Source organism: Bradyrhizobium sp. HKCCYLS3070, from assembly GCF_051167575.1.
In the GTDB taxonomy this organism is placed as follows: Bacteria; Pseudomonadota; Alphaproteobacteria; order Rhizobiales; family Xanthobacteraceae; genus Bradyrhizobium.
In genome coordinates this window covers 199,921-212,093 of the sequence record NZ_JBNPTI010000002.1, presented here as the reverse complement: position 1 = coordinate 212,093, position 12,173 = coordinate 199,921, and the positions used below count along the sequence as shown (strand labels likewise).

Here is a 12,173-nt window from a genome sequence, read left to right as displayed (position 1 = left end):
AATGAGCGACATCGTCACGATCACGCCGAACCCGGCCGTCGACATCTCGACGACCGTCGAGAAAATCGTGCCGGTGGCCAAGCTGCGCGGCACGACGCAACAGCGAGATCCCGGTGGTGGCGGCATCAACGTCGCCCGTGTCATCGCCCGCCTCGGCGGCGACGTCACCGCGCTCTATCCGGTCGGCGGTCCGACCGGCCTGCTGCTGAAGCAGCTCGTCGAGAAGGAAGGCGTCGCCAGCCGCACCTGGGCGACGGCCGAGGACACGCGCGAGGACTTCTTCGTCCAGGAGCGCGTCAGCGGCCAGCCCTATCGCTTCATCCTGCCGGGTCCGACGCTGACCGAGGCCGAATGGCAGGCCGGCCTTGCCTTGCTCGCAGCCCAGGATCCGTTTCCCCGCTTCGTCGTCGGCAGCGGCAGCCTGCCGCGCGGCGTGCCGACCGACTTCTATGCGCGCGTTGCGACGCTTGCACGGTCACGCGGCGCGCAATTCGTGCTCGACACCTCGGGGCCAGCTTTGGCCGCGGCGGTAGCCGGCGGCATCGACCTGATGAAGCCGTCGCTGCACGAGATGCAAGAGCTGGTCGGCGGCGCGCTGCCCGATGCCACGGCGTGGGAGAAAGCCGCCCACGCGCTGGTCGCGAGCGGCAAGGCCGGCACCGTCGCGCTGACCATGGGTCATCTCGGCGCCCTGCTGGTCACCCGCGACCGCGTGCTGCGCGCTCAGCCGCTGACGATGGTGCCGGTCAACGCAGTCGGCGCCGGTGACAGTTTTCTCGGCGCATTGGTCGCGAAGCTCGCCGCGGGCGAGTTGCTGGACGACGCGTTTCGCTTTGCGGTCGCCGCAGGTGCCGCGGCGCTGCTGCGCACCGGCACCGCGCTGTCCGATCCCGCCGACGTCAGCCGTCTGCAGGCTGACGTGCGGCTTGAGACGGCGTGACATCGCTCGCCGCATCACCGTTGAGCCGATCGAGCGAGAGCAGCAACCCGCCGACGCGCTCCAGCGACGACATCCACTCTGCGAGGCGGTTGAAATTGTCCACCATCCAATTGAACGACCCCTGCACCAGCGTGAACGCAGCGGCTGCCTGGGTGAGTTCGCCCAGGGTCATCTGATCGCCGAGGAACTTCGGCGCGCACAGCACGAGGCCGATGATCGGCGCGAGCAGCGTATTCAGATGAGACACCAGGGTGTTGCGCATCAGCTGCCAGCACAGCCGCTTCCATTGCTGGATCGTGCGGTCGAGCGCCATCCACAGCCCGGCAACGACGCTGCGTTCTTCCTGCTTGGGCGCGATGCCTTCGCCGATGTCGCGCAAGTGATGGGCTGCGGTGATCAGCTCCGACTCGGCCTGGTTCTTGGTCTGGATGACGCGCGTGAGTGGCGAACCGACCCACAGCATGGCCCCGGTCACCAGCCCGGAATAGATGACGACGCTGACCACCAGGTAGCCTGGAATCCACAATTGGTGCCCGGCCACGGCAAAGCCGATGGATCCGCCGACCTGCCACAGCACCTGGACGAACACGACCGCCGTCAGCAGCGAGGAGATCACACTGACCACGAAGTCGATCGGTGCATCGGTGGCGATGCGGACATCCTCGGCAATACGATACTCCGGAATCTTCAGATCGCCCTGCACCGTCGCGAGCCGCGCATAGCGATCGTTCTCGACCCAGTAGTTGATCACCTTGGCGCTCAACCATTGCCGCCAGTTGCGTTGCATCACCATGCGGCCCCACACCGAGACGATCGCCAGCACGACGCTCGCCAGACAAAGCGGAATGAGCAGAACGGCCTGCTGCCGCAGCCGCGTCGGATCGCGGCCCTCCAATGCGTCGAAGAAATCCCTGTTCCAGTAATTGAACCGAAACTGCACGTAGAGCTGAAGCACCACGAGGACGATCAGGGCGACGCAGAGCAGCCAGACCCGCCATGCCGTCGATCCGAGCCAGAATTGCCGCGCCGTGAGCCAGAACCGCGACCATTCGCGATTGCCGTCCTCGTTCTCGTCGTCGGAGATCATTGGTGATCCGGATGGGTACGATTGATGGGTCTTAACAAACATCCTCGCCTATGGTGGAACCGTTGTCATCCCGCGATTTAAGGGGCTCGCGAAGCGCCTTGCTTGATCTTGCGCAAGGCAGTCGCCGCCCGCCGCGACAAACTGAAGTTCGCGCTGCGATGCGGGAGATCACCGATGACGGCACCCGGCTACATCCGCTGGTTCAAGGACCTTCGTATCGAGGACGTGCCCGGCGTCGGCGGCAAGACGGCCTCGCTCGGAGAGCTGTATTCGGCGCTGGCGTCGCAAGGCGTGCGCGTACCCAACGGCTTCGCACTGACGGCCGCCGCCTATCGCGACGCCTTGCGCGCGACCGGCGCCGACGACGCGCTGCGCAAGCTGCTCGCCGGCCTCGACAAGCGCCGCATCGCCGATCTCGCCAAACGCGCGGCGAAGGCGCGCGCGATCGTGTTCGCGGCGACCGACCGTGACGATCTACGCCACGAGGTCGCAGAGGCTTACAAGCAGCTGGAGCAGGAGTATGGCCGCGGCGTCGCGGTTGCCGTGCGCAGCTCGGCCACCGCCGAGGACCTGCCGAATGCGAGCTTCGCAGGCCAGCACGAGAGCTTTCTCAACATTCGCGGCGCCAAGGACCTGTTCGAGGCGTGCCGCCACTGCTTCGCCTCGCTCTATACGGACCGCGCGATCTCCTACCGCATCGACAACGGCTTCGACCACGACAAGGTCGCGCTGTCGGTGGCCGTGATGAAGATGGTGCGCTCGGACCGCGCCGCGAGCGGCGTGATGTTCTCGTTGGACACCGAGAGCGGCTTTCGCGACGTCGCCTTCATCACCGGGGTCTACGGCCTCGGCGAGACCATCGTGCAGGGCACGGTCGATCCGGACGAGTTCTACGTCCACAAGCCCACCTTCGCGGCCGGCTTCCGCAGCGTGCTGTCGCGCCGGCTCGGCGCCAAGGACAAGCGGATGGTCTATGCCAAAGCCAGCGCAAAGGCCGGCGCGCGCAGCCGTGGCCCGACGACGCGCACCGAGGCGACGCCGCCGGCTGACAGGGCGAAATTCTGCATCAGCGATGCCGACGTGCTGGAGCTCGCGCAGGCCACCATCGTAGTCGAGGAGCACTACTCGCAGAAGGCCGGCAGGCCGACGCCGATGGACATCGAATGGGCCAAGGACGGTCGCGACGGTGCGCTCTACATCATCCAGGCGCGGCCGGAGACGGTGGCCTCGCAGCGGCGGCCCGAGGCGATCGAGACCTACGTTCTGAAGAAGACCGGCAGAACGCTGGCAACCGGCCGCGCCGTGGGCGAAAAGATCGCCACCGGCAAGATCCGCTTGATCCGCACTCCCAAGGATCTGAACGCGTTCCGCCCCGGCGAGGTGCTGGTCGCCGCGTCGACCAGTCCGGACTGGGAGCCGGTGATGAAGACCGCGGCGGCGATCGTCACCGATCATGGCGGCCGCACCTGCCATGCCGCGATCGTCGCTCGCGAGCTCGGCGTGCCGGCCGTGGTCGGCACGGAGGATTTCAGCAAGCGCGCGAAGACCGGAACGACGGTCACTGTCTGCTGCGCGGAGGGCGACGCCGGCCATGTCTACGACGGCGCACTGCCGTTCGATGTCGAGCGCCTGGCGATCGACAGATTGGAGAAGCCGCGCACCGAGATCATGGTCAATCTCGGCAATCCCGAACTGGCCTTCAAGACCGCGCTGCTGCCGAACGATGGCGTCGGCCTCGCCCGCATGGAGTTCATCATCAACCAGGCGATCGGCATCCACCCGATGGCGCTGGCGACGCCCGCAAAGGTGACCGCGGCAAAGGACCGCGCGACGATCAAGCGCCTGACCGCGCGCTACAAGAAGCCCGCCGACTTCTTCGTCGAGCGGCTGTCGGAAGGCGTCGGCACCATCGCCGCGGCATTCTACCCGCGGCCGGTGATCGTGCGCCTCTCGGACTTCAAGACCAACGAATATGCCAGCCTGATCGGCGGCTCCGATTTCGAGCCGAAGGAAGAGAACCCCATGCTCGGCTTCCGCGGCGCCTCGCGCTATGCGCATCCCGCCTACGCCGCCGGTTTCGCGCTGGAATGCGCGGCGATGAAGCGCGTGCGCGACACGATGGGGCTCTCCAATCTGAAGATCATGATCCCGTTCTGCCGCCGGGTCGAGGAGGCACGCAAGGTGATCGCGGCGATGGCCGGGCATGGCCTCGTCAGAGGCGAAAACGGGCTCGAAATCTACATGATGTGCGAGATCCCGAACAACGTGATCCTGATCGATGAGTTCGCCAAACATTTCGACGGCTTCTCGATCGGCTCCAACGATCTCACCCAGCTCACGCTCGGCGTCGACCGCGACTCCGACATCGTCGCGTTCGATTTCGACGAGCGCGATCCCGGCCTGCTGGCGATGCTGCGGATGGCGGTGGAGGGCGCGCACCGCAACCATCGCCATGTCGGCATCTGCGGCGAGGCGCCGGCAAACTATCCGGAAGTCGCGCGCTATCTGGCCGAACTCGGCATCGATTCGATCAGCGTCAATCCGGCGAGCATCGTGCGCACCATGGAGATCGTCCGTACCGCTGAGCGGGAGCTCGCCTCGCGCACGCCGCAGGCGCTGGCGAGCTGATCATGGCCGAAGCTCAGGAGCTGGCCTTGAAGAAGTCCAGCACGGTCGAAGCGCCGCCGGTGACGTCGCCGCCGCCATACAGGCTTGCCAGGAACGTGCCGCGATGGCTGGCGCCGGTGACCGCGATGCCTTGCGCAAAGCGGCCGTCGGCCGCCAGCGGCATCTTGACGAGGCTCGGCGGCAGCGCCTCGTCGAGAAGACCGTAATAGAACCGCATCGGGGCGTCATAGTCCCAATAGGTCGAGCTATTGCCGGCCAGACGACGGAGGAAGCGGCTGTTGGTCTCGTGGGTGAAGCGCTCGAAGAAGCCGTCGACCAGCAGGTCCGAGGGCTGCGGCACCGACTTGCTGAACGCCTCGTCCATGCTGTAGTCGGCCCAGTATTTCTCGGCCAGCGCGAGGTGCTGCGGCTTGATCGCAGTCTTGAACAGGTCGCCGAGCCGGTAATACTGGCGATAGCTGCCCAGGAGGACGATGACGCAGGGCGTTATCCAGATCGGCTGCTTCGGATAGGTGCTGTCGGTCGACGCGCTGCCCGGTTGGGCCGACACCCAATAGCGCATCGAATCCGCAAGATTGTTGAACGGACTCTGCGTGGCGCTCGCCGCCACCGCGACGCGCCGCCGCTGCAGTTCCTGGCGCAGCCATTGCGTGTTCAAGGCACCCTGCGACCAGCCGTTCAGGAACAGCCCGGACTTTCGCAGGCGGAGATGATCGAGCGCGAGCAGACCCGCGCTCAGCACGTCCAGGCAGCACTGCACGGTCGCGTCCTTCACCGCATAGGCCTCGCCTCGCCCCTGGCGATACGGTCCCTTGCCGAGATAGTCGGCCGCGATCAACGCAAAGCCGTTGCCGACAAGGCGCTGGACGTTGAACAGCGTCTCGATCGAATCGACATTGTCGCGCGGCTCGTAGTTCGGATCGGCCAGCTTGACGAGATTGGACGGGACCTGGTCGAACGACAGGATGGTGCCGTGCTGCCACGACACGACCGGCAGTGCGCCCTTGTGATCGGCGGGCAGCGCGAGCAGGCCGCTGACCTTGACGCGCTCACCGGTGCCGGGAATGCGCGTGTAGGTCGTCAGCCGACGCAGTTCGACGTCGACCCGCGCCCCGTGCTTGTCGGCCGAGAATGGCGGCAAGATATTGTGCTCATTGAAGACGGCGTGGAGCTTCGCTGCGAGCGCATCGAGCCGATCCTTGCTGATGCGCACCGGCTGGCCGAGGCTTGCGCCGTCACGTGGCTGCGCGACAGCCGGGCCGGCGGAGAACGACAATGCCGCAGCGCCGAAGCCAAGGCCGGCTGAGGCCAGCAGCCTTCGGCGGGATGGCCGGCCGGCCGAGGCTGCAGAGCTGAGCTCCGGCCCGGTCGGCTTGGACTTCGGCGGAGCCAACGCCTCTTCGGATCCCGTGACCAGGGTCTCCAGGCCGATCATTCGCCGCTTCATCACGTCCCTCCGAGCCGCCTACAGCCGAGGGTAGTTCACAAAGCCTAGCACTTGCTAAATGGTGCAGCAATTGGAGCCGGATGTTTCGACGGTCGCCTGCACCGTCGAGCCTCGAGTGGTCGCGTCGCGGCTCGCCTCCACACGTCAGATGCCGCCATGCGAATGATTTGCGATGGCGTTCTGGGGTACACACCAAGAAGAGATCGCGAGGAAGAGATGATGGCCTACCGCGCGGCCTCGAAACCTCCGAGCACTGCGGTCAGGTTCTGCCCAAGAATGTCCGAGAGATAGCCGCCCTCCTGCACGAACACCGTGGGAAGGCCGAGCCGCGCGATCGCGCCGCCGATGCGACGGAAACCCGGCGTCGTCACGGAGAGCCCCTTGAGCGGATCGTGCTCGGAGGCATCGAGACCGAGCGCCACCACGAGCGCGCCGGGCGCGAACGCATGAATCGTCTTGGCCGCGGTCTCGAACGCCTTGAGATAGGTGTCGTCGCCGCTCTTCAGCGGCAGCGGAATGTTGAGGTTGGCGCCAAGCCCCGCGCCTGCGCCGCGCTCATACGCATAGCCCCAGACGAACGGGTAGTAATGCGTGGGGTCGGCGTGGATCGAGATGGTGAGCACGTCGGGCCGCTCGTAGAAGATGCCCTGCGTGCCGTTGCCGTGATGGACGTCGACGTCGAGGATGGCGACGCGCTCGTAGCGCTGACGCAGATGCGCGGCCGCGATGGCGGAGTTGTTCAAGAAGCAGAAGCCCGAGGCCATGTCTCGATAGGCATGGTGGCCCGGCGGCCGGCACAGCGCGTACACCGCATCCTCGCCATCGAGCAGCAGTTGCGCCGCGGTCGCAGCCACGTCGGTCGCGGCGCAGGCGCCTTCCCACGTCCCCGGCCCGATCGGCGCCGAGGTATCGGTCGTGTGCCAGCCCAGCCGCCCGACGATGTGCGTCGGATAGGTGGCGGCATTGCGAACGGGATGGATGTTCGGGATCATCTCCGCACCGGCATCGCCGAGCGCGGCCCAAGCGTCCCAAGCCTCTTCCAGGAAACTGAGGTATTCCGGACTGTGCACGCGCGCGCGAGCTTCCTGGCCGAAATGAAGCGGCGCGACCACCTCGTGATGGCCGGCCTTCAATCCCGCAAGCAGACGATCCGCCCGCTCGGGCTGCTCGGTGGTGCGCTTGACGACGCCGCGCACCAGATAGAATTGCGGATCATGGCTGCGATGCAGCTCGGTGTAGACGGCCTTCACGCGCAGTGGCTCCTGTTCGCTTGCACCGACGATTGTGCACGCAGTCGCAGCCGATACAAGCACAGATGGTTCGCACGTCCGTTGGTCCGTGCCCGCAGCTTCCAACCGGCGGAACGGAACGCTGCGCCTCGCATCTTGCCGGCAGCGGGTTCGCCGGGATCCGGGCGATCTGGCGCGAAGCGCGGTGGACGTGAGGAGAGATCCGCATGCTGGCGATTGCCGCGACGGCCGTCGGAATGCGCGACGAAATCTGCAAAACCTCGACGTGCAAGCCTGATCGGCTCATGCGTCGCACGCCGCGGCTGCTCAGGAAAGAGCGCCTTTGTCCGGCATGGAGACCCCGGGATTGATCCAAAATTTGGATCGATCGATACAGGCTTCGGTTTGGACCCCGGCCCTCCCTCTCCTCTAGGACAGTCATCGAGGAACGTGACAAGAGAGGTGGAGCGCATGAGCGCAATCGTAACCACGGCCGAATTGCGCCGATCGCGCGTGCGGCTATTCATCGTGACCATGCTGTTCCTGGTCACGACCGTGAACTACGCCGACCGGGCGACCTTGTCGATCGCAGGACCTTCGCTGTCCAAGGAGCTGCATCTCGATCCCGTCGCGATGGGCTATGTGTTCTCCGCCTTCGGCTGGTCCTATGTGCTCGCGCAGGTGCCGGGCGGCTGGCTGCTCGACCGCTTCGGTTCGCGCTGGGTCTATGCCTGCAGCATCGTGATCTGGTCGATCTTCACCATGATGCAGGGCTGGATCGGCTTCTTCTCCGGCGCCGCCGCGGTCACCGCGCTGTTCGCGCTGCGCTTCCTGGTCGGTCTCGCCGAAGCGCCGAGCTTCCCGGCCAATGCCCGCATCGTCGCCGCCTGGTTTCCGAGCAACGAGCGCGGCACGGCGTCGGCGTTCTTCAACTCGGGCCAGTATTTCGCGACAGTGATCTTCGCACCGCTGATGGGCTGGATCGCGCATGAATTCGGCTGGCGCCACGTCTTCACCGTGATGGGCGCGCTCGGCATTCTCATGGGCCTAATGTGGATCAGGACCATGTACGGACCGAAGGAGCACGCGAGCGTCAACCAGGCCGAGCTCGACTACATCAAGGACGGCGGCGCGCTGGTCGACATGGAAGGCGCGAAAGACGCCAAGGCCAGCTCCGGTGGTCCGACCTGGTCGCATATCGGGCAGTTGCTGTCGAACCGCATGATGCTCGGCGTCTATATCGGCCAGTACTGCATCAACACGCTGACCTATTTCTTCCTGACCTGGTTCCCGGTCTATCTCGTCAAGGAGCGCGGCCTCTCGATCCTGCAGGCCGGCTTCGTCGCCACCCTGCCGGCGCTGTGCGGCTTCATCGGCGGCGTGCTCGGCGGTTTCATCTCCGACGCCATCCTGCGCAAGACGGGATCGCTGACACTCGCCCGCAAGATCCCGATTGTCGGCGGCATGCTGCTGTCGATGGCGATCATCGGCTGCAACTATGTCGACGGCCAGGCGCTGGTGGTCGGCCTGATGGCGCTGGCGTTCTTCGGCAAGGGCATCGGCGCGCTCGGCTGGGCGGTCGTCTCCGACACCTCGCCGAAGGAAGCCGGCGGCGTCTCCGGCGGCCTGTTCAACACCTTCGGCAACCTCTCCAGCATCACGACGCCGATCGTGATCGGCTACATCCTGTCGGCCACCGGCTCCTTCAACGGCGCGCTGGTGTTCGTCGGCCTCAACGCCCTGGTCGCGGCGTGTGCCTACTTGCTGATCGTCGGCAAGATCCAGCGCGTCCAGCTCCGAACCTCCTGAGCACCACGATCAGCGTCGCGTGGTCTCGACTCCAACGGCGGCCCCCCGGCCGCCGTTTTTTTGTCGGCGCCTCGCCGCCATTCCAGGGCGACGCGCGACAGCCATCAGAAGCAACCCGGACCCGTGGAAACGGACACGGTCTCACCATCTCAACCCGCCGATCAGCGGACAGACATGTCGAGCCCAGCAAAAAGGGAACGCGGGGAACATTGATAGCAGGGGTCCGCGACATCGCTAGACCCACTATTTCGGAAGCCCTGTTTTCTTATCGGCGGGTAGCCCAAATGCCGATGGACAAGTCCAAATCCCGGGGCCCGCGACACCAATTCTTGCGATCGGTGGAACGGTTTCCCGGGCTCGTCGGAGCGTCACGCTTGGTTAAGGCAAATGCATGAGGCCGCCGCCTCAAGGCGTTCACATCGCCTTGGCGAGCGCGAACAACCGGAAATCCTCGAGCGCCGCGTGCCGATGCGGAGCGACTTCGCGCTGGTAGGTCTCGGTGTCGACGATCGAGCGGAAGGCGGCGAAATCGCCGTATTCATTGATCGCCGCTTCGTCCCAGCGTTCGCCTTGCGGGCCGACCAGGCTCGCCAGAACCGGCCCGGAAAACATCCGCACCAGCGGCTTACCGGCTGCGAGACGCCGGAAGGCCGGTCTATAGCGTTCGTTAAAGGCTTCGCGGCCCGAACAGGGCGCGGCGTCGAAGCCGTCCTCGTAACGCGCATACGCGCGGTAGCGCAACAGATTGAGCATGTAGACCGGCTGGCCGGGGGGAATCGCGCGCTCGGCGACGTCGAGGGCTTGCAGCGTGATTTCGATGGGGTGCATGGGACTTCTCGCGGTTTCTAGCGGCGCAGCATGCGCGCTGACGCTCCCCATTTGGCCCATCGGAACGGTCTCTTGTAGCGACCACGCCGCCATGACTATGTGGACTGGATGTCCACAACGGCCTTGCCTCCCGACCTCTCGCGCCTCCTCGCCTTCGTCCGCGTCGTCGAGGCGGGCTCCTTCGCCGAAGCCGCGCGGCGGGCGGGGACGACCACCTCGGCGATGTCCAAGGCGGTCGCCCGCCTCGAACAGGCTCGCGGAATACGGCTTTTGCATCGCACGACCCACTCGCTGGCGCTGACCGAAGAGGGCGAGCGGCTGATGGCAGCGGGACGCGCGCTGGCCGACAGTCTCGATCGCGTCCAATCCGCGCTCAGCGAAGCCGCGCGTAACGATGGCGGACGGGTGCGAGTGACCGCCCCCGCCTCGTTCGCGCGTGCCTGCATCCTGCCGCGACTGCCTGCGTTCCTGCGGGAGCGGCCCGAAATCGAGATCGAGATCAAATTCCGCAACGAGATTCTTGATCTCGCGGCGGAAGGCGTCGACATCGCCATCCGCTCAGGACCCCTCGATCGCGCGCCCGGTCATCTGGCGCGGCGGCTTTGCACGTTCTCCTGGATCGCTTGCGCCTCGCCCGCCTATCTGAACGCGCGCGGTGCGCCGGCGACTCCATACGAGCTTTCCGAACATGACCACGTCGGCTTCCGCAATCCCGCGAGCGGGCAGATCCTGACCTGGCGCTTCACCGACCCGCGCGGCAAAAAACTCGTTCGCGTCGCGCCCAAGCCCAAGCACATTTGTGACGACGCGCACGCTTCGGTCGCTTTGATCGCGAATGGGTTCGGCATTGGCTGGGGCCCGGCATGGCTCGTCCACGACGACTTGCGCACAGGTCGGCTCGTCGAAGTGCTTGAGCCGTGGCGCGCGCCGGCGGAGCCCCTATGGATGCTGCGCACCTCGAACCGCCGGCCGCCGCTGCGCACGCAGCGCGTCATGGCGTTCCTCGCTACGCTTCCCGCCGCGTTCAGCGACAAATCGGGATGAGGCGTCGGCCGTCAGCTGGGCTCTGCGGTCGGCGCGTCGGACGCCAGCCGGCTTGGGAGGGGAAATCGGGGACAGACCACGATTTCCCCGGCTTCCTGGGCTTCCGCCTTGGCGCGGTCAGCAATCTGCAGCACGCCGGCAAGAACGGCTGCGCGCCGTCTCTCAACGTCGTCCATCCGTGGTCAGTCAATTTGAGATGGGTCGACATGCACACTGAGCATATCCGAGTTCACCTCGACAGAAGGACACGGCAGTACCTACCCCGAGACGTAGGAGGCACCGGGGGCGCCGTGCAAGAAGCCGTTGGCGAATGGAACGTCCGGATAGATCTCGCGCAAGCGGTCCCTGGCGGCCCCAGCTTCCACGCGGCCCGCCAGGACCGCCTGAAATTGCTCGGACACCGCGACCATGTCGCAGGCCTGAGGTGACAGCCGCAGCGATCTCACGCCGCTCTGCGTCAGACGATCGAGATCGCCGAGCAGATTGCAGCAACCATGCGACAACGTCTGCACGCCATTCATGGTGAGGAACGCTTCATTGTCCAGCGTCGTCACGACGAGGCCGTCCGGATCCTGCTCGCACACGAAGCGGCAATTGTCCTTGGCGAGCTTGTGCAGGCGGGCGTGATAGCAGCGCGCGGAGATCGCGAGCGGCACACGGCCGAAGGCGAACACTTCGATCGCCACCTGCGGCACGGCGCCGGCGATCGCGGCAACCGAGGACAGCGGCAGCTCCGGCGGGAGGCAGATCCGGGAAGCGCCCTGGGCGGCATGAAACGCGGCGCTGGCCTCGTTGTAGATGTTGACGAATGGCCCGATGGCATGCGGCCGACCGGCGATCGATTTGAGGCAGGTGAGGTCGTTGACCTCCACCAGACCGTGGCCATACTCGGCGAGGCTTGCCGTCTGCCGGCGCTCGCGTCGCAACGACACCAGGACCAGCGAACCCAGCAGCACCTGCTTGCCGGCAGCCATAAGCCGCTCGATGACTTCAGGCAAATGGGGTTCGAAGAACGGCGCGCGCTTCGAGCAGACGACCTCGCCGACCACGACGCGGTCGAGCGGGGCCTCGTCGGCCATGCGAAAGTAAAAATCACGCCAGCGCTCGGGCTGCCAATTGTAGAGCACGGGCCCCAGAGTGAGCTGCATTCGGCCTGCGCCT

The 12,173-nt window shown here is 65.9% G+C and carries 9 protein-coding genes; 4 read left to right on the top strand and 5 right to left on the bottom strand.

The genetic code is table 11. The features are described 5' to 3' along the window. Nucleotide 1 precedes the first annotated feature (1 nt). Nucleotides 2–940 (top strand): 1-phosphofructokinase family hexose kinase, encoded by a 939-nt coding sequence (locus tag ACQR03_RS09715; RefSeq protein ID WP_315827712.1) that lies wholly within the window; start codon nucleotides 2–4, stop codon nucleotides 938–940. Here the strand turns inward: ACQR03_RS09715 and ACQR03_RS09710 are convergent. After that, nucleotides 900–2,027, bottom strand: a complete 1,128-nt coding sequence (locus ACQR03_RS09710; protein WP_315714258.1) for an SbmA/BacA-like family transporter — start codon at nucleotides 2,025–2,027, stop codon at nucleotides 900–902. The genes ACQR03_RS09715 and ACQR03_RS09710 overlap by 41 nt on opposite strands. A gap of 174 nt (nucleotides 2,028–2,201) precedes the next feature. Here ACQR03_RS09710 and ppsA point away from each other — a divergent pair, with 174 nt between their 5' ends. Then, entirely contained in the window at nucleotides 2,202–4,655 is a 2,454-nt protein-coding gene (gene ppsA, locus ACQR03_RS09705; RefSeq protein ID WP_316193205.1) for a phosphoenolpyruvate synthase, read from the top strand. 13 nt (nucleotides 4,656–4,668) lie between these two features. Here the strand turns inward: ppsA and ACQR03_RS09700 are convergent, their stop codons facing one another. Together ACQR03_RS09700 and ACQR03_RS09695 are read right to left on the bottom strand one after the other, a co-directional pair. Beyond that, on the bottom strand, nucleotides 4,669–6,102 hold the full coding sequence (locus ACQR03_RS09700) for a lysophospholipase (protein ID WP_316172555.1): 1,434 nt from the start codon (nucleotides 6,100–6,102) through the stop codon (nucleotides 4,669–4,671). Nucleotides 6,103–6,326: 224 nt separating this feature from the next. After that, nucleotides 6,327–7,352 carry a histone deacetylase family protein gene (locus ACQR03_RS09695; protein ID WP_316172556.1) on the bottom strand — a complete coding sequence of 342 codons (1,026 nt, stop codon included), beginning with the start codon at nucleotides 7,350–7,352 and terminating at the stop codon, nucleotides 6,327–6,329. 450 nt (nucleotides 7,353–7,802) lie between these two features. On the opposite strand from ACQR03_RS09695, the gene ACQR03_RS09690 reads away from it, so the two are divergent. Beyond that, the gene (locus ACQR03_RS09690) at nucleotides 7,803–9,140 is read left to right on the top strand and encodes an MFS transporter (protein ID WP_315714254.1); all 1,338 of its coding nucleotides are present in this window, start codon (nucleotides 7,803–7,805) and stop codon (nucleotides 9,138–9,140) included. Nucleotides 9,141–9,554: 414 nt separating this feature from the next. On the opposite strand, the gene ACQR03_RS09685 is transcribed toward ACQR03_RS09690, so the two are convergent. Continuing rightward, entirely contained in the window at nucleotides 9,555–9,968 is a 414-nt protein-coding gene (locus ACQR03_RS09685) for a hypothetical protein (protein WP_315827709.1), read from the bottom strand. 108 nt (nucleotides 9,969–10,076) lie between these two features. Between ACQR03_RS09685 and ACQR03_RS09680 the strand changes: the two genes are divergently transcribed. Further along, complete coding sequence (locus ACQR03_RS09680) at nucleotides 10,077–11,012, top strand: LysR family transcriptional regulator (protein ID WP_316172557.1); 936 nt, start codon at nucleotides 10,077–10,079, stop codon at nucleotides 11,010–11,012. A gap of 257 nt (nucleotides 11,013–11,269) precedes the next feature. Here the strand turns inward: ACQR03_RS09680 and ubiV are convergent, their stop codons facing one another. Continuing rightward, nucleotides 11,270–12,160: a ubiquinone anaerobic biosynthesis protein UbiV gene (gene ubiV, locus ACQR03_RS09675; protein WP_316169255.1), complete on the bottom strand. Its 891-nt coding sequence runs from the start codon at nucleotides 12,158–12,160 to the stop codon at nucleotides 11,270–11,272. Nucleotides 12,161–12,173: the final 13 nt, after the last annotated feature.